This is a genomic window from Facklamia sp. P12955, from assembly GCF_050409565.1.
Classification (GTDB): domain Bacteria; phylum Bacillota; class Bacilli; order Lactobacillales; family Aerococcaceae; genus Facklamia.
In genome coordinates, this window is record NZ_JBNUPF010000007.1 from 38126 (window position 1) to 63273 (window position 25148).

Genomic DNA, 25148 nt, shown 5'->3' on the forward strand with positions numbered 1-25148 from the left:
AGGTATTTAAGAATGTCAGTGTTTATACTCGCCTATTTTTAAGTTTTTAACCTGCCGCAGTTTCTTCAAAATAAAAAAACAAGCATCAGCATATGTGAACAATCACATATGCTGATGCTTGTATTTAAAAAAATTGCATAAATTAGAAAACAATGACAGGCGTACCAACTTCTAAAGCGTTATAAACTTGTTGCATAACTGCTGGTGGAGTATTGATACATCCCATTGATCCATTAGAACGATAGATATCTCCACCATAGGCCGGTCTACTAGCAGTATCATGAATACCTTGACCAACAGTATCAAACGGCATCCAATAATCCACATGTACTTTATAGTCTTTTTCGTTTACCCAGTCATATCCTTCTAAATACCGATCTCTTTCCTTGCTCCAAATTGCATAAGCGCCTGGAACTGTTTCAGCCCCATCTTTTCCTGAAACAATCGGTGTTTGTGTGAAAAGTTGACCATTAATATAGATAAACATTGTTTGGTTAGCTAAGTCTACTTCAACATAAGTTGAACCAATATCATCGCCACCACTTCCATAACCGCTTCCTACTACTACTGGATCGCGACGTACGTCCTCGCCTTTTTGCAAATCTTCTACAATTTGACTCGCTTCAGCTTGTCGATCAATTGACCATCCTAAAGTACCAGGTTGTACTGTAACTTGACCTCGTAAAGTAGAATTAAAGGAACGAGGATTTAAGTAAGATGAATACTTATCATTGTATGTTTTTAAGAATTCCATAATCATATTTTCATCGAAAACGATTTGATTGTTCTCATCAAAATGCAGCCACTTTTCAATTTCTTTCTTAGGAATGACTTCTTCGTTGCCATCAATCTCTAAAGTTATCTCTGTATCTACAACATCTTGAATTTGTTCCAAAAACTCTTCAATTTTGCTATCTTGACTGGTCATTGTAGGCTTTTTGTAATATTGATTTAATTCTACGTTAGAATTACCCGCTTGAATCTGAGCCATCATACCATTTTTTAAAGCTTCCTCATCAATCTGAGTTCCCTGTTTTTCTTCAACAACATGGTAGCCTTCTGCTTCTGAATAGTCGATAAAGGCATCTTGTGAAGCGGAACGCTTATTATTATCTAAGCCTTGGGCCTCTAATTTATCCTGTAATACTTGGTAATCGATCTCTATGTCAGTTAAAGAGGTGTCCTCAAAACTTTGACCTTTAAAGTAATAATTTAACCAAGCATTTGGATTTTGATTATTATAAAGCTCTTCCAATTTAGCAGATTGGTCAATTTGAGGCTGTAAATCCTTCATTTTAATACTTGCTACTGACCGATCATTTTCAAAAAATTCAATTTGTTGATCTAGTACATATTTTTCTATTTTTTCCTCTGCTTGAGGGAGTGTCAAGTTACTTACATCAATTTGTCCCACTTTAGTATTTGCTTGAAAACGATTAGAATAATAGCCGATTCCACCTGCATATACTAAACCAAAGATTAGGCTTACTATCATTATTGTTACCAGTGAGCGTTTTAAAAATTTCACAAAATTACCTCCCTTTCGAGATTCTAGTATATCATGTATTTATGAATATTCTAGTAATAATCTATTACAATTTGTCAGTTATCGTTCTTTACGACTATTATTTTCAATTCTTTTGCCAATTAAAGTAAATTTGGCGCAACTTAAATAATTGACGATATAAGATTGAAATAAAATGCGATAATTCATAATCAAACTCACCAATTCGAGCACTTTTAACGGCACCCCAACGTTTCTTAAAATTATACAGTCCGGGTGCATCATCTTCATGCTTATCTTCTAAGCCAGAAATTGCTCCCAAGTCAAATGAATGGCATCCCCGCTTTTTCGCTTGACGCATCATTTCCCAAACCATAAAGTCATTCGGTAGTAATTCACGTAGTTGATTAGATGAGGCACCATATAAATAATAGCCTTTCCCACCTGATTGAACGAAAATGGCTCCTGATAAGTAATAGCCGGCTGGATTTTCTTGAGCAATTTGCTCAAGAGTTTTTTTCTGATGAGCAGATTTTTCAATCGCTTCTTCTAAATGTTTGATTTGTTGTTCAAATTCTGGAGTTGGTTTTTTCTTTTTGAGACTTTTCAATTCTTTTTGACGATTCTTATCATTAGCATCTAATCCTTCTATGGCTGCTTTTGGATCTAACCTCACTAAGTAAAATTGTGCTTCTCCTTTTGGATTCATTTCATTATAAATTTGCTCGAAATAACTTATATCTCGAATCCAGAACTTCCCTCTTGCACCTGTTTCTTTCATAAGATTGTAAAAAATAGCCATTTTACTTATAGGCGCCTCTTCTAGAATAAAGCCATATTTATTAGCTCTTCGAATATTAGTACGAGTCAATCCTTGAAATGAATCCAGTATTTCTTTTTCACTTTTATTTAAATCTGTAATCATATGGAAACGGGGCTGAATCGCCTCTTTAAAACCAAAGGTAAACCCTTGATGATTAAATCCATAGCTTTCAATCTGTTCTAATAAATGAGGGGTGGACTCTTCTAGAACTGGATCAATTTTGATTAAAAAAGCATTATGTTGTTTTGCATCTTCTTTAACCACTTCTAGAAGGGCTTTAACTGATTCGTTATCGAACCAATCGACCACGAATCCCCTAGACACATAACAAATAGAACGTTTGATAATAGGAATTTCTTTATATAATAAGGATGCAACTCCTGTCACTCGGTCTTCATGGCCCACACTAACTCTCGACCACTTCCAACCTAAAGATTGCTTTATTTTGGCCCAAGAAGACAATTGACACATATCGCCATTGGGGTGGTCTTTTACAAATTGATCATGTTCAGTATCACTAATTATAATATTTCGAATCATTGTGGAACTCCTTCTCCATCTTTCTTTGATATTATAGCATAGGTGAAAAATCTTCCAATTGATCCGCTCTTACATTCTAATTAAATGAAATTAAGTGAATCTTAGAAATAAAAATATAAGTTGGGCTATTATATATTACTAGCCATAAAATAATAAGGAAGAATTTAATTCAATATTTCTACTTCAGGTGTTCGAATAGTATTTTAAATATAATCTTAATTTCATATGTAACTCACTTAAAATTTGAACCCCTAGAAGTAGCTTGCTAATATCCATTTTAACTTTCGTTAAAATAAAGCCGTTACCGATTTCTAAGCTGAATCAATCGCGCTCTTAAAGAAAAGGCAAAGCGATATAATTTAGTAAGTATTGGCGAAAGTACGTAATCAAACTCACCGATTCGAGCTCTTTTATTAGCTCCCCATCGCTTTTTAAATTCAAACAAACCAGGTGCGTCATCCTCTGGATGCCCCTCCATACCCGACACCCCTCCAAAATCATACGATAAACACCCCTGTTCTTGAGCATAACGCATCATTTCCCATTGCATAAAGTAATTAGGTAATAAATCACGGAATTGGTTAGAAGATGCACCATATAAATAATAGGCCTTGCGTCCACATTGAACGTAGATTGCTCCTGATAAATAGATGGTTTCTTCACTTTCGTTTTCTGCCTGCTTTAAGGATTCTATTAAATCGTAAGTATTTGCAATCGACTGTTCGATTTGTTCTAACTGTTGCAGAATTCCTTCACTGATTTCTTTCTTCGACAAATTCTTCTGTTCTTTTTGGCGGTTTTTAACATCTTGTTCGAGCCCTTTGATTGCTTGGTCTGGATTCAATTTTACTAAAAAGAGCTTGGCTTCATGAGGAGGATTCATTTCTTGATAAATGCGTTTAAAATATGAAAGATCACGAATTAAAAAGCCATCTCGATCACCAGTAACTTTCATGATGTCATAGAAAATAGACATCTTACTCTCAGGAGCATCTTCTAAATCAAAGCCATACTTATTGGCTTTTCTGACATTAGTTCGCGTTCGACCTTGAAAAGATTTTAAGAGTTCTTTTTCATTCTTATTAATATCAGTTACCATATGAAAGCGCGGTTGAGCCGCCTCTTTAAAGCCAAAAGTGAACCCTTGATGCTTAAAGCCAAAGGATTCAATTTGTTCTAATAGACCAGCTGTTGATTCTTCTATATCAGGATCTATTTTTATTAGAAAAGCGCGGTGTTTTTTAGCATCTTCTTTTACCGCTTCTAACAATGCTTTGACCGATTCATCATCGAACCAATCGACCACGAATCCCCTTGAAACATAACAGATAGACCGTTTGATCAATGGGATTTCTTTATATAATAAGGAAGCGGCGCCTGTCACTTGGGCATCAGTTCCCACACTAACTCTTGACCACTTCCAACCAAAAGCTTGTTTTACTTTTCCCCAAGAGGATAGTTGGCACATATCGCCATTAGAATGTTCTTTTACAAATTGATCATGTTCTTTGTCACTAATTTTAATATTTTGAATCATTGTGGCACTCCTTCTCCGTCCATTCTCAAACATTATAGCATAAGTAGCTATTCTACTGATATTAATTCAAACATATTCAAACTCCGTTGGTAGAAACAAAGGGGGCAATTTTCTGGTAATATAGACAGCAAAGTTATAGGATTGTAGTTGAATACTTTTTTTACAAAGTTAAATAAAGGATGATTTAAAATGAACAAAAAATATTATTTAACAGCCTTAAAAATGGCTTGGCCTTCGGTCTTGGAGTCTTTTTTTATTGCCTTAGCGGGGATGATAGATACCATGATGGTAGGAAGTTTAGGAAGCTATGCCATTGCAGCCGTTGGTTTAACCACTCAACCAAAATTTATTGCCTTAGCAATTTTTATTTCGATTAATATAGCCGTTTCGTCTTTAGTTGCTAGACGTCGAGGTCAAAAAGATAAAATGGGTGCTAATAGCGTTTTTCTTACCGCCATGATTCTAACTCTTATATTATGTTTACTTTTTAGTTTGATCACTGTTTTCTTTGCCAGTGATATTATCCACTTAGCAGGTAGTCAACCAGATACTCACCCTTCTGCAGTTCTTTATTATCAAATTATTATGGGTGGCATGGTCTTTAACTTAATTGCTATGACGATCAATGCCGCTCAAAGAGGAAGTGGTAATACCAAAATAGCTTTTGTCACTAACCTGACTTCTTCTGTCTTGAACGTCTTCTTTAACTACCTATTAATTGGTGGTAAGTTTGGCTTCCCGGCTTTAGGTATTAAAGGAGCGGCTATTGCGACTGTACTCGGTTCAGTCGTAGCAATGTTTATGAGTGTACGCTCATTATTTAAACCTCATAGTTTGATTCAAGTTAGGTATCTCTTGAAAAACAAAGTTCATTTTGATTTCAATGTTGCTAAAACGATTGGGAAGCTCTCATCATCTATGTATATCGAAAACTTAGCGATGCGGATTGGTTTCTTAGCCACTGCATTAACTGCTGCTAGCTTAGGAACAAACACTTTCGCAATCCATAATGCTGGTATGAATATTTTGGGTTTAGGATTTTCTTTTGCGGATGGAATGCAGGTAGCGGCTGTTGCTCTTGCAGGTAAGGCCTTAGGTGAAGAAAAACCTAAAGTAGCGATTGAATTTGGTCAAATTTGCCAACGAATAGGACTTGTTATTTCTATAATACTCTCAGCCTTTTTATTCTTCTTCGGACGCGATTTAATGGGTATTTACTTCAGGGACCCTCAGTTGATTGACCAATCTATTATTGTTATTCAATTCACTATGGTCATTGTTCTATTACAGATCTCACAAATCATTTATGCAGGTTGTCTTAGATCAGGTGGTGATGTTAAATATACCTTATTCGTAGGAATTATTTCAGCATCCATTATTCGTACCGCAGTTACTCTTATTTTGGTCAATATTTTTAAGCTCGGACTCGCTGGCATTTGGATCGGTGTACTATCTGATCAATTTTCACGCTTTCTTCTTATGCGCCACCGATTTAAGGCAGGAAAATGGACTCAAATTCGTATTTAATATAAAAACCATCTTGTTGTTTTTAGAACTGACCCCAAATAGTGAGACCAACATAAAAACACCTACGGATAAAATCCATAGGTGCATAAAATTTACTTTTTTACCTATCTACTTAACAAGGAGCCGTTCAGAATTCGTGTGAAAGGTGTTTTTATTCTGTCCCATTTATGGGGTGCAGTGTCTTTTAGCAACAAGATGGTTTTCACTGGATTAAATATTCAATAAACGACTAGCTACTTCAAAATATACTAGTAAGGATGCAGTATCAACAATCGTCGTAATTAAAGGACCTGCCATAACAGTAGGGTCGATCTTTAATTTGTCTGCCAAAATTGGTAATAAACCACCGATTACTTTGGATAACATGACGGTCATTAATAAAGTGATCGATACGACCAGATTCACTTGGAATGAAACAGAATCTAAAATTAAAATTCTTAACATATTGACCACAACCAAGGCAAGTCCAACAATAAAACCTATCCTAAGTTCTTTTAGTAAAATTTTCACAAAAGAAACACCTTGTAATTCTCCTAAATATAGGGCTCTTATAATAGTAGTCGAGGACTGACTTCCTGCATTCCCCCCACTATCCATTAACATCGGTATATACATGGCTAAAGCTACGTTGGTAGCTAAAGTCACTTCATAGCGTTGAATTATAAAACCCGTGACAGATGCAGTAATTAAACAAATGATTAACCAGGTAATTCGACTGCGGGCTATCGACAAATCAGATTGTTTTAAATAATGCGTTTCTTCCACGTCATTGATCCCGTGAATGTTTCCGAAGTCTTCATGGTACTCTTCTGCTAAGATATCAATGGCCCATTCAACAGGAACAGTACCTACTAAACGATTTTCTGAATCGACAACCGGTATTTCTGACAAGTCATATTTTTGAGCCAATTTAGCTACCACTTCTTGATCATCTTTAGCTGATACTGTGCGTGTTAAGCCCTTTAATAAGTCAGATACTTCAGCTTGAGGATAACGAATTAAATCACCCAAATGAATAAATCCTAACAAGCGTAGCGATCCATCTGTAATCCAGATTTGTTCTAATTTATTGGCATCTAGATCTGATTGGAGTACCAGATTATATATTTCTTTAAGGGTCAAGCGTTCTTTTGCAGCTAAAAAGTTAACGGTCATCACTGATCCGACGCTTTCTTCTGGATAACCCAACAATTGATTAATAATTGGTCGCCGATCTTCGGTGACAAAGTATTGCATGATTTTTTTTACCATATTGGCTGGTAATTCTTGCAAAGTGTCAACTAGTTCATTTTCATCAAGTTCTTTGATCAATTCACCAGTATCTTCATCAGATAGAATCTCAATGATTTCCATTTTCTTTTCTTTACTCAGCTCGGCAAAAGTATCCGCTAATAGATCTTTACTCAACAATTTAATCCTTAAAGCAATTTCATAGGCCGTTAAGTTATCAAATTGTTCAGCAATATCAATTGGGTCCATGCGATTGATTTTTTCTTGTAAATGATTAATTTGATCGATTTGGTATTTCTTCATTTGTTTCCCTCCTAAATGAAAATTCTTTCATTTATATGTGATTTTACAAATCACTGTCATTTTTATAGTTAAACAATTAAAGAACACCCACTAAAAGCAAGGCGAGTAAGCGATGCTGATAGTGAATGTCTTTTTTTATAATTCTTGTTACTCCAGACTCGAACATCTTCTCCAGCATCCATCTTACTCACCCCTTGAAATTATTTATATTCATTATATCATAGCAATTTATTTAATCGAATGCTAGCTGAAAAAGCAATCTATTAAATGGATTGCTCTTCTTTTCTAAAACAATGTTGCTTACTATTAGCAAAGCGAACTAACATTAACATAACAGGCACCTCTACTAAGACACCGACAACAGTCGTTAAAGTAGCTCCAGAAGAAAGTCCAAAAAGTGAAATAGCTACCGCTACCGCTAATTCAAAAAAGTTAGAAGCACCAATCATGCCGCAAGGTGCTGCTATTGAGTATGGCAAGTTGACTTTATATGCTATAGCAAAAGTAATTCCAAAGATTAGTAAAGTTTGAATAATCAAAGGAATAGAAATCAATAGAATATTAAGCGGCTGATTCATAATATGGTTACCTTGGAAAGAGAAAATAATAATCAAAGTCAATAATAGGCCTAAAGAAGTGTAACGATCAAAAGATGGAATAAAGGTATTCTCTAAGTAATCATTGCCTTTATTTGAGATAATAATGCGACGTGTAACCATACTCATTAAAAGCGGAATAACAATAAAAAGTACAATAGATAATAATAGCGTCTCCCAAGGAATAGCAATATTCCCCATCTTTAATAAGAAACTAACAATTGGCACATAAGCTACTAAAAGGATCAAATCATTGGTTGCCACTTGAACCAAAGTATAAGCACTGTTTCCTCGAGTCAATTTCGACCAAACAAAGACCATAGCAGTACATGGAGCTGCTCCTAAGAGAACGGCACCCGCTACATATTCAGAAGCTAATTCAGCTGATAAGAAACGACCATAAATAATATTAAAGAATAAATAAGCGATTAAATACATGGTAAGTGGTTTGATCACCCAGTTGACCATCCAAGTAATATATAAGCCCTTAGGATTTTTTCCAATATTCTTAACACTATTAAAATCTATTTTCAACATCATAGGGTAAATCATAATCCATAGGAGAATAGTTGTAGGAATGGAAACATTATAGAATTCAAATTGCCCGAGAAAGACTGGTATTTGCGGAATGAATTTTCCAATTAACACACCCATCATCATACAAACCAACACCCATAATGTTAAGTTTTTTTCAAACGATTTCATTTCAACTTGATTCATAAAAAACCTCCTATAATTGACTAATTTCGGCAACTAATTCTTTGACTTTTTGATCAATCGAAGCAATCACTTCTTTAAATGCTTCATCTGATTTACCACTGGGATCTTCTAAGCCCCAATCCTCTTTGCGATCATTAAAAGGAAGAAACGGACAATTCACATTACAGCCCATAGTGATCAAATAGTCGATTTCAGCTAGTTCAGTGATTAATTTAGGCTGCTGGTTAGCTTCCATATCTATCTGGTAGATATCTTTCATTAAACGCACAGCCTCTTGATTAATTTGATCTTTTTCTTCCGTTCCAGCTGAATATGCCTCAATTACACCTTGACCATAACGTTTGGCAAGCGCTTCTGCTATTTGGCTTCGACATGAGTTATGAACACAGACAAATGCTACTTTTTTCATTTTACAACTCCTTTAAATAGCTAACTGCTTAAAACTTGTTGATTTCTTTATCAGTAGGCTTAGTTAAAACATTGAGATTTGACATAAAGCGATTTCGCCCTTGATTAGAAATACGACCGTAAACCCATTTCCCTTCCTGACGCTCTTTAACAATGCCTGATCCAACTATTTTTTTCATGTGGTAAGACAATCCCGATGGAGAATGGTCAAGTTGCTCAAGTAATACACAAGCACACTGTTCCCCCTTCTTCAAAAGCTGCAAAATAACTAAACGATTCTCATCACTTAACGCTTTGTCTTAATCAACCATCACCTTTAAATCTTCCATTTTATCACCTCACATCAAATCTTATTGATGTTTCAGCATATAACAAATGTACCCTTATACCAATTTGTTTTGATATGAGGCTTGGCTTTAATCTTCTTTATAAGTGAGGTATTGAGGTCTATCGGATAAGGCTATTTCTCCATCATTAACTTTTATCCATCTATCCTCTAATAGATGACGATATGCTCCATCAGCAAGTGGTATTTTAATCGAACCATGTTTTTCTTTATTTAAAGCAAAGATCCCCATCAAACATTCTTCATGGTTTTGATACTTAACCCAAACAGCTTCTAAGTCATCATCACCACCCACTTCAAAACTTCCTTCACAAGGAATATACTCCTTTTTAATTTGGATTAAGTCCGCTAAATACTCTGAAAAAGTCGACTCATTAGACCAGTCGATTGGATCTTTTTCAAAAAGATTAGGTAGATGATTAGCTTGAATCTCTTGTCCATTATAGATTAAATGCGCACCACGTAAAAAGAGGTTAAAGGCTGTTATTTGTTCTAACGAGTGCTTATCCTTAATTCTTGCTGCAATACGTTTTTGATCATGATTTTCTAAAAAACGTAATTTAGTGAAGTTGGCAGGATAAATCCAATTTTGTCGATTTAAACTAGTAAGGTAAGCAGATAAAGGTTGATTTTCTTCTAAATAAGCAACCCAATCATTAAAAATATCATAATCATAGGTCAAATCAAAAGCTTGATAGACTTCGGAGTCTGACAGTCCGGTCATAGCTTGTTTTCTTGTTTCGAGAATAAATGAAGGCTCAACACTCTCTGCTAACCACACTAAGTCAGGATTAACTTCTTTAACTGCTTCACGAGCAGCCAACCAAAAATCTAAAGGAATTAAAGAAGCTACATCACAGCGAAAACCATCAACGATTTTGGCATAGTCCATTAAAGTCTCAATTTGATAATCCCATAAGTCAAAATTGTCATTATAATCCAAATCGATAATATCTGTCCAATCACCAATCTGATTACTAAAACTGCCGTCTGGTTTTTGATAAAACCATTGAGATTTTTGATTGCTTAAAAGACTGTCTGGAGAGGTATGATTATAAACGATATCAATCATCACTTTCATACCCGCTTGATGAATTTGATCCACTAAATGAATAAAATCCTCGCGACTACCTAACTCTGAGTGAATGCCGCGATAGTCTTTTATGGCATAGGGTGATCCTTTTGTGCCCTTTCGTTTAATCTTTCCGATCGGATAATGAGGCAAAAACCAAACCATATCAACCCCCAACTTTTTTAAACGTGGAATTTCAGCTTCCACCTCTTTAAAACTACCTTCTTTTGAAAAGTTACGGGTAAATATACTGTAAATTACCAGCTTCCTTAACTCTAATGCACTTTCTTTAGCCATCCTAGTCCTCCTGTTTGTAACTTTTTTTATTAATTTTGCAAACGATTGCAAACCTTTATTCTTAAAGCTATAATTATTATAACAAAAGTTAAAATTATAGGAGGAATACCATGACAATTCTATCAAAAATTTCTAAGGCTAGCTTGATTTTAGCGGCTAGTTCTCTCATATCTCTGCCGAGCGCTTCAGCTGCGTCCGACAGTCCTGATGCTTTTACGCTCTATTCTAACAAAAGTGAAACTCAAGAGGCTTTAACTAACTATGCTAAAACATGGGGTGAGGCTAATGGAGTGGATGTTACAGTTAAAGTCTGTTCAGGTTCCTGTACTCTAGGTGACCAATTGAAATCAGATTTCACAGCGGGTGACGGTCCTGATGTCTTTGTTATTGAAGGGCAAGGAGGCTACGATATCTGGGCTGATTTCCTCACTCCTCTTGAAGGTGATTGGATTGATCAAACTGAATTTGAATTTAAACAAGGCGATGAAGTCTATGGTTTCCCTGTTTCAGTTGAAGGCTATGGTTTAGCTTATAATGCAGACCTTTTAGAAAAAGCAGGCATTGATCCAGCTAGTTTAGATTCTTTTGAAGCAGTCAAAGCTGCTTTTGAAGATTTAGAAAATCGTAAAGAAGAATTAGGACTGACTTCAGTTGTAGCAAATGCTACTAAAGAAGGCGAAACATGGATTATGGGTAATCATGACTTCAACGCTTATCTTGGATCCGGTTTAGAAAATGGTGACCGTACTGTTACAGAAATGACCCTAAAAGGCGAAGTCGATGAAGACCGTATGGCAAACTATGCGGATTGGGTAGAGCTTCTCTTCCAACATACTGACAAGCAAATGTTAACAGTAGGTACACAAGAAGACATGGATATTGCTTTTGCTACAGGGCAAGCAGCTTTCCTTCATCAAGGAAACTGGAAAGATCCCAACTTAGCAGAATTAGAGGCTGATTTCAAAATGGGCTTCATTCCTTATCAAACACTAGGAACTGATGCAAATGCTGATGGTCTCTTTATTGGTGCTCCATCATATTATGTTGTGAATAAAGAATCTGGCGCAATGGAATCTATCAATAAATTCTTCCAAGACATGGTGGATACTCCTGAAGGTCAAGACTATATTGTAAACCAAGCCAATATGATCTCACCTTTCTCAACCACTGAAGAAACACCACAAGCGCCAATGTCTGCATTCTTAGCACAATGGATTGTTGATGAAAAGCCAGTTTACTCCTTTGATTCGACTTATTTTATGCCTGATGGTTTCGGTATGAATAACCTAGGCCCTATCTATGGTCAATTTGCTCAAGGTAACATTGACAAAGATGAATTCATTCAACTAATGTCTGAAGAAATTTCACAACTTTCAAAATAAAAGGTTAATTTAGCAGTGTTCTTAAAGGGACTAGAGGGTTTCTTCTAGTTCCTTCATTTATAAGGAGGGTTCTTATGGCATCTGCCTCTCATAAAAAATCTCGTAGTAAACGGCAGCGTCGCAATTTTATTTTTTTAGTGGCCCCTGCTTTTATTGCACTTACTTTAGTGATTTTCATTCCCTTCGTGATGGGCATTTATTATTCATTTACGAATTGGGGCGGGATTATTAAGCCTGTTGCAGATTTTATTGGTTTGGGTAATTATAAAGAAAGTTTTGCCGATTCTCGTTTTCGTTATTCTCTGATGGTTACCTTTATTTTTGCTTTTTTTAATATAATTATTATTAATTTAGTCGCTTTTACTTTAGCTATGATTGTTTCTAGTCAAGTTAAAGGTAGAGATATTTATCGTGCGGGCTTCTTTGTTCCTAATCTAATTGGTGGAATTGTCTTGGGTTATATTTGGCAATTTATCTATAATAATGTTTTTCCTCAAGTTGGAGAATTGTTGGCTTTCGATTGGCTGGTTGAAAATCTCTTCTTAGGTTCTCCGCGTCTAGCTGTTTCTGCCTTGGTTTTAACTTCAACTTGGCAATATGCCGGTTATATTATGATGATTTATTACGCGGGCTTGCAAAACGTTCCTCGTTCATTGTATGAATCTGCTTCCTTAGATGGAGCCAATTGGTGGGGAAAGCTACGCCACATTACTTTGCCAATGATTATGCCATCATTTACTGTTTCTTTATTTTTAACCATTAATAATTCCTTTAAAATATTCGATGTCAATTACTCCTTGACGGGTGGTGGCCCTTCTATGATGTGGAATAGTGAAGCCATCAAGTCTACTGAGTTTATCACTATGAATATTTATAATACTGCTTCTGTTGAAAATAATTTAGCTTATGGTCAAGCTCGAGCAGTAATTCTTTTTGTTATTCTAGTCATTATTAGTCTTAGTCAGACTTATATTACAAAACGTCAGGAGGTCGAAATGTAATGTCAATTATCAAATGGAAAAAGTTTTTCTTAGAGTTGTTCGCCCTCTTAGTTTTTGTCTTATTTATCAGCCCCTTACTGTTAATATTTATTAACTCAGCCAAGTCCTCTCGCGAAATATTAGTCAATCCACTCTCACTGCCTGAAAATTGGGGACAAATATGGGAAAACTTCCTTACTATTTGGAACAACCCCTCTATTGATTATCCTAGTTCTTTTTTATCATCAGTAATTATTACTGTCACTTCCTTGGCTCTAATTAGTCTGGTCAGTTCATTAGCTGCTTGGGGATTAGTGAGATACAAATCAAAAACTTCTTCACTCATTTTTTATATGTTTGTGGCTTCAATGGTTATCCCTTTCCAAGTCGTCATGTATCCACTGATTACTTGGTTTAGAATCCTATCCATGAATGTAACTGAACCCCTAATGAATTTCTCACTCTTGAGATCTTATCCTGGGATAATCTTGGCCTACATTGGCTTTGGAATGGGCATGTCTGTCTTTATGTTTCATGGTTTTTTAAAGGGTGTCCCACTTGAGATTGAAGAAGCTGCCGAAATAGATGGTGCTAACAAACTACAAACTTTCTTTTATGTAGTCATGCCCATTATGAAACCAATCTATGTTACGATTATTATTTTAAATGGCATTTGGATCTGGAATGATTTCTTACTGCCGATGCAATTGTTAGGTGTCGGTAATGACATTCAAACATTACCGATTGCTATTTCAAACTTTGCCGGTTCCTACACTAAACAGTGGGATATGATTTTATCTTCATCCTTAATGATTATGATTCCAATCATTATTGTTTTCCTCTTTGCTCAAAAACAAATCCTTAAAGGCATGGTTGATGGAGCAATTAAATAAAACAAACTAAATAGAGATCCTGCCAGACAAATCAAAGAAGGATCTCTATTTTTATTAGATTTTGAGGAAACTATAACAATATTCAAGCTCTCATAAAATCAATCATAATGCAAAAAACAAAACAATCTATTAAACAAAAATTAGCTTTATTAGTAGAAATAGCCGTCATTTGATATAATGAATTTAAAAATCTAAAAGGAGGTGTCTATCTTGGATATACGTCAGATTAAATATTTTATTGCTGTAGCAGAAACAAAAAACATTTCTCACGCTGCTAAAAGTCTTTTTATTACTCAACCTACACTTTCCCAAGCAATTAAAAAAATTGAACTGGAACTAGATACACAACTTTTTACTTATTCAGAAAAAGAAATGACGCTTACTCATACCGGTAAAATTCTTTATGACAGGGGGAAAAACTTGACCGAAGCTTTCGATGAACTAGTTCTTGAAATTCAAGGCTATAATCATAATCCAGCTGAAATAATGAAAGTCGGATTAACTTCTCTCTTTGCCATTCAATTCATGCCTCAAATATCAAAATTTATTGCTACCCATTCCAACTTGGAATTGGTCCTAGTTCAAGATGGGTCTCGTCATCTTCAACAATTGCTTGCTGAGGGTACAATTGACATTGGCCTCGTTTCTTTTCCTAAGATTGAAGAAGGCATTCATATTGAACCTTTAAACACGACCACTCAAGGATATAAGGTCAGTGTTGTTCTACCTAAAAGCAACCCACTCTCTAGTCGTGCTTCGCTTGAATTTAAAGATTTAAGAGACGAAAATTTCTGTAATCTAACTGATAATTTTATGCTAGGTGAAATGTTACCTAAACGCTGTCGCAAGGTTGGGTTCGATCCAAATATTGTTCTAGTCAACAATGATTGGGAAGTGCTTACTCATAGCTTAAAAAGCTTAAACTCAATCTGCATTTTACCGAGTGAGTTTAAGCCTTTAAGCAAATTAGAAGAACTCGCTTGGGTTCCCTTGGAAGATCGCAATAACTATTATCCGATTGGTATTGCTTTGCGAAATAATTATACATTGACACCAGCGATGAATGAATTTATATCCATCATAAAATCAAATTAACCCATTTCTGCTAAACGATGTGCGGTCTCTTCTTGATTTAAGACGCGGTTACCACCTTTTGCTAAGGCAATCATTTCAAATTCTCCTGGGAATGGAATAAACGGACCAATAAATGCTGTTCTTTTCTTGACTTCATTTCTTAAAAATTCCGAATGAGCCATTCCGCCTGTCATTGAAACGGCATCAACTGGACCGCCTATCGTAGCTGCCAAACAAGCGATTGTTTTCGCAATCCCTAAAGCCATAGCTTCAAGTACTAACTTAGCTTCTTCATCTCCATCAACAGCTCGTTGCTCGATCAATCTTAAATCCTTTGTTTGAAAATAAGAGTATAAGCCCGCTTCGTTTCTAGCAAATTTATAAAACGCATCGACTCCCCTTTCTTTGATTAGAGGGATTAAATTTTTAATAGCAATTCCACCAGAGCGTTCTGCTGAGAACATTACCTCATCGTCTGAAATAAAATCAACAATTTCACCACCTTGATGAGCACTAGCTGAACAGCCTCCTCCCATATGAACCACTATAATTTTAGCCTCTTGATAACTTTTCCCCATATCACTCGCTACTCGTCTAGCAACCGCCCGCATATTCAAATGATGTCCAATACTTTTACGACTCACTCCTTTTATGCCAGTCAGTCTAGCTACGTCTGACATTGAGTCGACTGTAATTGGATCATATATATATGCGTTGGTACCCGGTTTCCCAAAGTGATTGATTACGGCTTGTGCTAATTTGGCACCTAGGTTTGAAGCATGTTCAATAACTGGATGGAATTCTAGACGATCTAATAGCTCGTTATCAACTAGAATAGCCCCTGACTTCACTGGACCAATGCCCCCTCCACGGCCTACGGCAGTGTCAAGGTCTTTGGTTAAATGATGCTCTTCTAATAATGATAAAACATCTTGGGAACGCATTTCAAACTGATCAAAAACATGTGGAAAATGACTGATTTCCTCATTAGTATAGAGAATTTCATCTTTCCAGATTTCTTGATCGTTTTCAAAATAAGCTATCTTAGTTGATGTAGCTCCCGGATTAATGACAATAATTTTGTTCATTTTATTCCCCCTTATCCATCATTAACTGAGCTAATAGAATAGAGGCATATTTTTCACTAGCCGAAGCACTTCTCGAAGTTAAGATAATCGGTACGCGCGCTCCCATTATAATACCAGCCATCTCGCCGTCACCAAATAGCAAGAGTGACTTGGATAGACTATTACCAGCGACAATATCTGAAGCAATGATTAAATCAGCATCTCCTCTAATTGCTCCAGACCAATTTTTTTCTGCTGCACTTGTCGGTGATAAACTGATATCTAAAGATAAGGGGCCTTCTATAATTGCCTGCGAATTATCTGACTCCTCAGCGATTTCAGCAAAGTTAACAGAAGATGGCAATTTAGGAATTAAGGTTTCAGCTGCAGATAACAAAGCTACTTTAGGCTTTTCTACACCTAATTTGTGAAATACTTCCACTCCATGTTGGATAATTGTTTTATACTCTTCTTTATTCGGTTGCAAAACCATGCCACCATCACTTATGCCTAACAAACGATCAAGTTTGGGAATGGATAAAACGGCCATGTGGGTTAATAAGCCACTTTTGACAATTCCTGTCTCTTTAGCAACGACTTGTTTCAATAACTTTCCGGTGGAAAGCTTCCCTTTCATAATCGCACCAGCTTTACCTTCACGAACTAAACGAACTGCTTCAAAAGCTGCCTGTGAGTCGTTGGATTCGTCAATGATTTCGTAATCTTCTGCTGATAGTTGATAATTTGCAATGATTTTTTCTAATTGCTCCTTATCATCAATAAAGATCATCTTCAAGCCTTCTTCTTGAATGGCTTTTTTTGCACTTTTCATTACCTCATCGTCTGCAGCTTTTACTACAGCTAGGACGAATTTGTTTTTGCTAGATCTTTCTTTTTGTTTGAAGGACTTAATTTGTGAAATGAACGACATAACTTTCCTTCTTTCTTACTTTGTTTTTATAATTCTAAACGATAATCTTCCTCGGTTACTAATGGCACCGCTTGGGTAAAAACGTATTTAAAGACGAAGCCTAAACTAACAGGAACTACCACAAAAGCAACAAAAGTAATTAGGAGGTTTATCAATGAGAAACCACCACTTACTAAGTTCAGATGATTTATCGGACCAACCAGTCCACTAAAACCAAATCCTGCACTCATCGGTGTTCCTTGAATATTGAACAAAGCAGCCATCATCCCACAGACTGCAGCATTACATATAATCGGAATCATTGTCTTAGGATTTTTAACCACAATGGGCATTGACATCTTAGGTGAACCAATAAAGTGGGCCAAGGCTGTTCCTGAACCATTTACATTCCATCCCATAATAGCTAATCCAAAACCACAAGCACAAATACCAAGGTTTCCAGCTCCCGAGCCTATACCTGAAAGTCCTACAGCTAAAGCAATTCCTACCGTTGTAATTGGAGAGACTATCAAGATCGAAAAAACAATAGCAATTAAAATACACATTATAATCGGTTGAAGTGTTAATAAGCTAGCCACGCCTTGTCCAATTAGCACAGTAATACCTTTGACATAAGGCAAAATCCAATGGCCTATACTCCCTACTAAAGCTAACATTAAAGTGGGAATTACAATAATTGTGTATGATTTTAGCTTGTTTCCAATTAATAATATCACAAAAGCAGCTAATGCAGATGTTAAGCCGACATTAATGACGTCCCCTGTTCCATTCAGGGTAAGGGCGCCACCAACGAATTGAACCGCACCCCCTCCATACATTGCAGCTAGACCAATTGAGGCAGCTTGGATTGGATTAAATTTAAAATTCAATCCAATCATGACACCACTGACTAATCCTAGCATAGAGTTTGACATGGCCAGAACACCTAATAAAGGTGATCCCGGCGCGATAGCTCTAACCAGTTCTGTTAAGAGGGCGCCAGGAATTAATACGATTACCGTACCTAGAGCTAAACCATTAAGAATATTCATTGCAAATTGTTTACCGGTCATTTTATTTTCCATCATATAAATCTCCTTTTAATTTGCTATTGGTGAATTCCTTGATCTAAAAGTATTTCAGCAGCATCCATTATGGTTTCTGTTAGGCTTGGGTGGTTATGAATTGTTAATACCAAATCTTCAGCTGTCATTAAATTTTCAATTGCCAAGGTGATTTCTCCAATTAATTCACTTACTTCTGGACCAACCATTTGAGCCCCTATCAAACGATTTGTTTCTTTATCGGAGATTAAACGAACAAATCCTTCTTTTTCATTCATTGATAGAGCACGACCATTGCTTTGGAACATGAATTTTGCTTTTTTGACATTGATTCCTTGATCCTTAGCTTGTTTTTCAGTTAATCCGACTGTCGCAATTTCTGGATAAGTATAGCAGACTGTTGGAATAACTGAATAATCAACTGCTACTCCTGCATGACCAGCAATTGCTTCAGCTGCAACTTTTGCTTCATAACTCGCTTTATGAGCTAAAGCCGGTCCTGCGACAATATCGCCAATCGCGTATATGTTATTTTTATTGGTTTGTCCTTTCTCATTAACTGGAATTAAACCTTTATCATCAACCTTAACTCCGGCCAACTCTAAACTTAAGAGATCCGTATTAGGAACTCTTCCTACTAAAACCGCTACTTTATCAGCTGAAAGGTCTTCTTTTTTCTCTTTAACAGAATATGAAACGGTCACTTTTCCTTCTTTGTCTACTGCTGATTCAACGGTTGCTTTAGTAATTATGTCAATACCCTTGTTTTTCATCTGTTTAATAACTGGCTTGGTCAAATCACTTTCAAAACCATTAAGAATTCGATCACTTGCTTCAATGACTGTTACCTTAGTACCTAAATTAGCATAGGCTCCGGCCAATTCCATTCCGATATAGCCGCCACCAATTATAATTAAGGATGCTGGAAGTTCTGTTAAATTAAGTAGTCCTGTCGAATCAATAATGTTTTCACTAAATGGTAGACCTGAAAGTTCAATTGGACGACTACCAGTAGCTATAATCACATTCTTAAACTGATAGGTCTCGCCCATTTCTCCTTCTTTTACAACATGAACAGTCTGGTCAGAAGTAAACATTGCTTCGCCATGGATTATTTCCACTTTATTCTTTTTCAATAAGGCTTGAACGCCAGCTGTTAATTTTTTGACTACTTCATTATTCTTCCAATCTTGTAGAGCCGTAAAATCCAGACTTGCGTCTCCATATTCTAATCCATAAGGCGTTTTGTTTTTAGTCTTAACGTATTCATTTCCGACCGTAATCATTGCTTTTGAAGGAATACAACCAACATTTAAGCATACTCCCCCTATTTGATCTTTCTCAATGATGAGTACTTTCTGACCTGTTTGTGCCGCTCGAATGGCGGCAACATATCCTCCCGGTCCAGATCCAATTACAATCGTATCAGCTTCTTTTGCAAAATCTCCTACTACCATTTGTCAATCACCCTTCCGATAATAATAAATCTGGATTATTTAGGTATTCTTTCATTAAATTAATTGCTTTTTGAGCGGTTACACCATCCACTACTCGATGGTCAAAAGCAAAAGATAATTTTAACACAGGTTTTAATACTGGATTCTTCTCTTCATCTGGTAAGAATTGTTCTTCAATTCGACCTACACCCAAAATAGCTACTTCAGGTTGGTTAATAATAGGTGTAGACCAAACTCCACCTGTTGCTAAGCCTCCCACATTGGTTAAAGTCATAGAGCCATTATCCATATCTGTTGTTTCTAACTCTCCATTTTGAGCTTTATCCGCTAGAGTTTGGATTTCTTGAGCTATTTCAAATAGACTCTTTCTTTCTGCGTTACGAATCATAGGAACATATAAACCTTTAGGAGTGTCGGTAGCTACGCCAATATGATAGTAATTATGGTAATATATTTCTCCCTTTTCAAGATTCATAGAAGCGTTTAATTCTGGGAAACGTTTCAACATAGCCACTAGAACTTTCACAAAATATGCAGAATAGGTTAACTTAATATCTTTATTCTTAGCAATTTGTTTCATTCGATTACGATGTTCCACTAAAGCTGAAACTTCTACTTGATCAAATACCGTTACGTGAGGTGAAACTCGCTTACTTTCAACCATGGCTTTAGCAATTACTCTACGCATCATGCTCAGTTTTTCCACTCGATCTTCAGCCATTGCTTCAGTAGCTACTGGAGTCGCGCTAGAAGTAGACACTTGATTTTCAACGACTGCTTGACTTACTTGTTTATTTGAAGTTTCTTCGCTAGGGGCTACAGTTTGACCTGTTTCTAAGAAATGATCGATATCTTCTATCGTAATCTTACCGTGATTTCCTGTGCCGATTACTTTCGAAAGGTCAACCCCCTTGCTACGAGCATATTTACGTACTCTAGGAATAGCCATCTTACGAATATCATCCGATACAGCTTCCGTTCTATTAGTATCTTTTTCTTCCACTAGATCCACTGTATCTGATGTATTGGAGCTGTTTTCTTCAACCAGATTATCTTGAGAATCTGGTTGAGCAACATTTTCTACTTGGCTCCCCACTTCCTCTCCTTCAAGAGCTATATCGGCAATAGGCTTGCCTACTAAAGCAATTTCACCTTCTTCAGCATATAGCTTAGAAATTGTTCCGGATACAGGTGAAGGCAATTCAACAGCAGCTTTATCACTTTGTATTTCCAAAATGATTTGGTCTTCTTCAACCTTATCTCCAACTTTAACATGCCAGGTGAGCACTTCTGCTTCATGAGTACCTTCACCAGCATCAGGTAATATAAATTGATACATCAAAATGCCTCCTTTTAGAATTTAAATGTTTCTAGAGCCTGTTCATAGATATCATTCTCATCTGGTATCCAAACTGACTCCGCTGCCCCAAAGGTATAAACAGTATCAGGTGAGGTTACACGCGCAACAGGTGCATCTAAATCCATAAAGCAACGTTCACTAATATCTGAAGCTATCTGACCAGCAATTCCTGCAAGTCGTTGCGATTCTTGTAAAACAACTGCACGATGAGTTTTTGCAATCGAAGACTGAATTGTTTCAAAGTCATAAGGAGCTACGGTACGTAAATCGATTACTTCTGCTTCAATTCCTTCTTGTGCTAATTTGTCAGCAGCCTTAACTGCCAACCCTACCATTAGTCCATAGCCAATTAAAGTAATATCTTTTCCTTTACGGACTACATTCGCCTTATCTAACGGTACAGTATAATATTCTTCAGGTACTTCGCCTTTAACTGAGCGATATAATTTTAAATGTTCTAAGAAAACAACTGGATCGTTCGATTCAACAGATGAAATGAGTAAACCTTTTGCGTCATAAGCAGAAGAAGGAATAACTACACGTAAGCCAGGAACTTGAGCCATCATTCCTTCCAATGAATCAGAGTGTAATTCAGGTGTGTGAACTCCCCCACCATATGGAGCACGAATGGTTACAGGCATTTGACGAGTTCCACCATAACGAAAGCGAAAACGAGAAATTTGAGCCACTAGAGGATCCATTGCTTCTAAGATAAAACCAGAAAATTGTATTTCTGGAATAGGACGAAAACCTTCTGTAGCCAAACCTGTTGCCATGCCTAAGATAGCTGATTCTGCTAACGGTGTGTCAAACACACGATTTTTCCCAAATTCTTCTTGTAATCCATCGGTAATTCTGAAAACACCTCCGTTTAAACCGACATCTTCACCAAATATTAAGGTTTTGTTGTCACGGCTTAAAACTTCTTTAAGTCCTGCTGTAATTGCTTGTGCTAGTGTTAATACTGCCATCTTATCTCATCTCCTTTGCTTCATACTTCTTAATTTGTTCTAAAATACTTGGCGGAGTCACTTCAAACATGTTCTTCAAGAAATCAGAAACTTTTTGAGCAGGCTCTTGTGCCATACGTGCCATCGCTTCTTTCACTTCACTCTTCAAATCTTCAATGACTTGATTTTCTTTTTCTTCTGACCATAAGCCTTTTTCTGTTAAATAATTGCGAAGACGAATAAGTGGATCTTTTGCCATCCATTCTGCTAGTTCATCGTCTCCACGATAACGTTTTGGATCATCCGACATCGTATGCGGTCCAAAACGATAAGTCAAGGCTTCAATTAATACAGGACCGTTACCCGCTATCGCATATTCACGTGCTTTCTTGACTGTTGCATACATTGCGACTGGATCCATGCCGTCTACTTGTACAGCAGTAATACCTGCTGCAACCGCTTTTTGAGCCAAGGTTTGAGCAGCTGTTTGTTGTGCCACTGGAACAGATATACCATATCTATTGTTTTGAACAACTGTAATTAATGGTGCTTGATAAGCTCCTGCGAAGTTGATTCCTTCATAGAAGTCACCTTGTGAAGTTGCTCCATCTCCACAAAGAGCCAGTACAACTGATTTTGAATCGTTGAATTTTTTACCAATGGCTACACCCGCTGCTGGAGGTAAAGTTCCTCCTACCATTACTTGGGGAGCATATGCATTAAAATCCTGCTCAAATTGGTTACCTGCAACATGGCCCTTATACCATAGGAACCCTTGATACATAGGCAATCCGTGACGAATCAATACTCCTAAATCTCTATAAGTCGGAACTAAGAAATCATCACGAGTTAAGGCAGCCAATGAGCCGAATTGACTCGCTTCTTGCCCTCCTGCCGTTGCATAATTTCCCAAGGCTCCTTGGCGATTTAAAATAATTGTTCTCTCATCAAGAGCACGACCCCAAACAATATCTTCCATCAAAGATACTAACTCTTCATCTGTTATTGATTTCAATGTTTCTGGATCAACAACTTTTCCATTTTCGTCTAAAACTTGAACCATTTCAAAAGGTTTGGCATACTGATCAACAACTTGGTTAAAGTCAACACTACTTAGCTTCTTCACCATGTTTTCACTACCTTCCATTATATTTTTTATTAAGCGCTTACAATTTTATTATAAGTTTTGTTTCAATAAAGGTAAAATACATAAAATCTATGATGCTATTGATTTTATCCTCAAGCTAAACAAAACCCTTAAAATAATTGACAAAGAGCTGTCTTCTCTTGGTTTACATTTTGGTGGTGTGTTTCTCGACTAATTGATCGAGATCATTTTCTAATTCATTTCCAATGACTTGACGATAGCTATAAGGATCATCCAAAGAAAAATAAAAATAGTTATCCCTTAAATAAGCTAATTTTTTCTCTACTTTAACTTTCAATTGCCATTCATTTTGTCTGAAAACAACCACTCCGATATTTTCTGGTGTATTAAGTCCTCCACAATTTAATCGTTCATGAATATATCGGCTCTTAACAATGTCTCCTTCATAGATCAGTTTACCACTCTTTTTAGCTGTCTTTTCAAACAAAGCCGTCGAATACATCAAGCAGTCACCTTCTGATAATTTCCATAGATTTGCTTCACTTTGACCGGCTAATACCCCCTCAAATTGATTTGTCCCCTTCTCAATAACTTGATCAAAATAACTCATTTGACGTTTTTCATCAAACCAAACTCTTGCTTTCATTTTTCCTTCCTACCCCCTATATAAAAATTAGATATACAAAATTGTATATCTAATTTTTATCTTAATTTACTCGATTTTTGGTTGTTCCAGTTTTAATGACATCTAATGTAGCGTTTAGGCCGCCTTCTACTAAGTTTTTTACTGATTCATCCGTATAAAATGCAATATGAGGAGAATAAATCACCTTAGGATGGTCTAATACTTTTACAAAGACTTCATCTTCAATTTCCTTGTCTGAAAAATCTTTGGGAATATAAGGCGCTTCATGTTCATAGGTATCCAGTCCAGCTCCTAATAGGATACCCTCATCTAAAGCATTTAGTAGTGCCGTCGTATCAATTACTGATCCTCTTGCCATATTTAATAAGACTGCTCCTTGCTTAAACTTCTTAAACATCTTCTCATCAAATAAGTGGTGATTTTCCTCAATAGCAGGTATGTGTAAAGAAACAATATCTGCTTGTTCTACTGCCTGTTCTATCGAAGATTGATACTCTAATAAATCCTTCAGTTCATCATTTGGGTATAAATCATATCCAACTATTTTAGCGCCCATCCCTTTAAAAATTTGTGCGACACATTGGCCAATATGACCGGTACCGATAATTGCAACGGTCATATTTCCGATTACTCGACCTCTAATATTTGGTGTCCAAGAAAAATTATGCTTCTTCACTTGTTCTTGAATAGCATCATAATGCCGAATAAGATTCATCGCCGTCAAAGCTGACCATTCTGCAATTGATTCTGGTGAGTAAGTAGGGACATTGGAAACGATCAAATGATGACGTTTAGCCATTTCCAAATCATACATATCCACTCCAGCACTTCTTTGAGCGATCTGTTTAATGCCAAATGCCTCTAACTTAGCATAAATCGATTGCTCTAAAGGAGCCACTTGGGATAAGGTGACCCCATCATACCCTTCTACTTGGTAAATTGTCTTTTCAGTTAAAATATCTTGCAACATCTTAACTTCTACATTGGCTTTATTGGCCCAAGCCTCAACTATCGGTCTTTCTTCATCCCGGATACCAAATGCGATTATTTTTGTCATAATGACTCTCCTTTCTTTTTCACACTTATTCTATAAATAAACGTTTTTAAATACAAACAATTACTCTTTTTTTACAAAGTATCTCCACAGCCTAAAATTTTTGGTCTAAGCTCGAAGTCTCAATAGAAAAAACCTCCTTTTATAAGATTGTGATGGCCACAAAACAATCACAAACAGGAGGTCCCTTATAGAAAAATTTAACACAAAACGAATGACTGCACTCGCACAAGGTGAGTCTGTTCAGTAATTTTGCGCCTAGCCTTAGAAGATGCCATTAACTTTTTGCTGAACAAAGAG

The 25148-nt window shown here is 36.4% G+C and carries 21 protein-coding genes and 1 pseudogene; 5 read left to right on the forward strand and 17 right to left on the reverse strand.

The window, feature by feature from the left end:
• Nucleotides 1–142: 142 nt before the first annotated feature.
• The 3 genes from ACQV2G_RS02995 to ACQV2G_RS03005 all read right to left on the reverse strand — a co-directional run bounded on the left by ACQV2G_RS02995 (nt 143) and on the right by ACQV2G_RS03005 (nt 4404).
• A complete protein-coding gene (locus ACQV2G_RS02995) occupies nt 143–1528 on the reverse strand; it encodes a L,D-transpeptidase family protein (protein ID WP_428875025.1) in 1386 nt (461 codons plus the stop codon).
• Between the two features lie 103 nt (nt 1529–1631).
• Nucleotides 1632–2867 (reverse strand): lipid II:glycine glycyltransferase FemX, encoded by a 1236-nt coding sequence (locus tag ACQV2G_RS03000; RefSeq protein WP_428873515.1) that lies wholly within the window; start codon nt 2865–2867, stop codon nt 1632–1634.
• A 301-nt stretch (nt 2868–3168) separates the two neighbouring features.
• A complete protein-coding gene (locus ACQV2G_RS03005) occupies nt 3169–4404 on the reverse strand; it encodes a lipid II:glycine glycyltransferase FemX (protein WP_428873514.1) in 1236 nt (411 codons plus the stop codon).
• 189 nt (nt 4405–4593) lie between these two features.
• Between ACQV2G_RS03005 and ACQV2G_RS03010 the strand changes: the two genes are divergently transcribed.
• The gene (locus ACQV2G_RS03010) at nt 4594–5931 is read left to right on the forward strand and encodes an MATE family efflux transporter (RefSeq protein ID WP_428876111.1); all 1338 of its coding nucleotides are present in this window, start codon (nt 4594–4596) and stop codon (nt 5929–5931) included.
• Between the two features lie 210 nt (nt 5932–6141).
• Here ACQV2G_RS03010 and mgtE read toward each other — a convergent pair whose 3' ends face one another.
• The 5 genes and pseudogenes from mgtE to ACQV2G_RS03035 form a co-directional block, all read right to left on the reverse strand.
• Nucleotides 6142–7464: a magnesium transporter gene (gene mgtE / locus ACQV2G_RS03015; protein WP_428873512.1), complete on the reverse strand. Its 1323-nt coding sequence runs from the start codon at nt 7462–7464 to the stop codon at nt 6142–6144.
• Between the two features lie 263 nt (nt 7465–7727).
• On the reverse strand, nt 7728–8780 hold the full coding sequence (arsB, locus tag ACQV2G_RS03020; protein ID WP_428875023.1) for an ACR3 family arsenite efflux transporter: 1053 nt from the start codon (nt 8778–8780) through the stop codon (nt 7728–7730).
• A 10-nt stretch (nt 8781–8790) separates the two neighbouring features.
• Entirely contained in the window at nt 8791–9189 is a 399-nt protein-coding gene (locus ACQV2G_RS03025; RefSeq protein WP_428873510.1) for an arsenate reductase ArsC, read from the reverse strand.
• A gap of 28 nt (nt 9190–9217) precedes the next feature.
• Nucleotides 9218–9472: pseudogene (locus ACQV2G_RS03030) on the reverse strand (ArsR/SmtB family transcription factor); the annotation flags it as partial.
• A 132-nt stretch (nt 9473–9604) separates the two neighbouring features.
• Nucleotides 9605–10903, reverse strand: a complete 1299-nt coding sequence (locus ACQV2G_RS03035; RefSeq protein ID WP_428873509.1) for an alpha-amylase family glycosyl hydrolase — start codon at nt 10901–10903, stop codon at nt 9605–9607.
• Nucleotides 10904–11013: 110 nt separating this feature from the next.
• Here ACQV2G_RS03035 and ACQV2G_RS03040 point away from each other — a divergent pair, with 110 nt between their 5' ends.
• The 4 genes from ACQV2G_RS03040 (at nt 11014) to ACQV2G_RS03055 (ending at nt 15253) form a co-directional block, all read left to right on the forward strand.
• Nucleotides 11014–12285, forward strand: a complete 1272-nt coding sequence (locus ACQV2G_RS03040) for an ABC transporter substrate-binding protein (protein ID WP_428875021.1) — start codon at nt 11014–11016, stop codon at nt 12283–12285.
• 74 nt (nt 12286–12359) lie between these two features.
• Entirely contained in the window at nt 12360–13286 is a 927-nt protein-coding gene (locus ACQV2G_RS03045; protein WP_428873506.1) for a carbohydrate ABC transporter permease, read from the forward strand.
• The gene (locus ACQV2G_RS03050) at nt 13286–14158 is read left to right on the forward strand and encodes a carbohydrate ABC transporter permease (protein ID WP_428873504.1); all 873 of its coding nucleotides are present in this window, start codon (nt 13286–13288) and stop codon (nt 14156–14158) included. Before ACQV2G_RS03045 ends, ACQV2G_RS03050 begins: the two co-directional genes overlap by 1 nt.
• 210 nt (nt 14159–14368) lie before the next feature.
• Nucleotides 14369–15253, forward strand: coding sequence for a LysR family transcriptional regulator (locus ACQV2G_RS03055; RefSeq protein ID WP_428873502.1), 885 nt, complete (start codon nt 14369–14371; stop codon nt 15251–15253).
• Here ACQV2G_RS03055 and buk read toward each other — a convergent pair.
• From buk to ACQV2G_RS03100, 9 genes are all read right to left on the reverse strand, one after another.
• The gene (gene buk, locus ACQV2G_RS03060) at nt 15250–16320 is read right to left on the reverse strand and encodes a butyrate kinase (RefSeq protein ID WP_428873500.1); all 1071 of its coding nucleotides are present in this window, start codon (nt 16318–16320) and stop codon (nt 15250–15252) included. The two genes, ACQV2G_RS03055 and buk, sit on opposite strands and share 4 nt — an antisense overlap.
• A 1-nt stretch (nt 16321) precedes the next feature.
• The gene (locus ACQV2G_RS03065) at nt 16322–17230 is read right to left on the reverse strand and encodes a phosphate acyltransferase (RefSeq protein WP_428873499.1); all 909 of its coding nucleotides are present in this window, start codon (nt 17228–17230) and stop codon (nt 16322–16324) included.
• A gap of 26 nt (nt 17231–17256) precedes the next feature.
• A complete protein-coding gene (locus tag ACQV2G_RS03070; protein ID WP_428873552.1) occupies nt 17257–18294 on the reverse strand; it encodes a PTS transporter subunit IIC in 1038 nt (345 codons plus the stop codon).
• Nucleotides 18295–18317: 23 nt separating this feature from the next.
• Nucleotides 18318–19730 (reverse strand): dihydrolipoyl dehydrogenase, encoded by a 1413-nt coding sequence (gene lpdA, locus ACQV2G_RS03075; RefSeq protein ID WP_428873498.1) that lies wholly within the window; start codon nt 19728–19730, stop codon nt 18318–18320.
• A gap of 7 nt (nt 19731–19737) precedes the next feature.
• Complete coding sequence (locus ACQV2G_RS03080) at nt 19738–21069, reverse strand: dihydrolipoamide acetyltransferase family protein (protein ID WP_428876112.1); 1332 nt, start codon at nt 21067–21069, stop codon at nt 19738–19740.
• 14 nt (nt 21070–21083) lie between these two features.
• Entirely contained in the window at nt 21084–22061 is a 978-nt protein-coding gene (locus ACQV2G_RS03085; protein WP_428873495.1) for an alpha-ketoacid dehydrogenase subunit beta, read from the reverse strand.
• 1 nt (nt 22062) lies between these two features.
• Nucleotides 22063–23169 (reverse strand): pyruvate dehydrogenase (acetyl-transferring) E1 component subunit alpha, encoded by a 1107-nt coding sequence (gene pdhA, locus ACQV2G_RS03090; RefSeq protein WP_428873493.1) that lies wholly within the window; start codon nt 23167–23169, stop codon nt 22063–22065.
• Nucleotides 23170–23332: 163 nt separating this feature from the next.
• Entirely contained in the window at nt 23333–23794 is a 462-nt protein-coding gene (locus ACQV2G_RS03095; RefSeq protein WP_428873491.1) for a YopX family protein, read from the reverse strand.
• Between the two features lie 61 nt (nt 23795–23855).
• Nucleotides 23856–24851 (reverse strand): D-2-hydroxyacid dehydrogenase, encoded by a 996-nt coding sequence (locus tag ACQV2G_RS03100; protein ID WP_428873490.1) that lies wholly within the window; start codon nt 24849–24851, stop codon nt 23856–23858.
• Nucleotides 24852–25148: the final 297 nt, after the last annotated feature.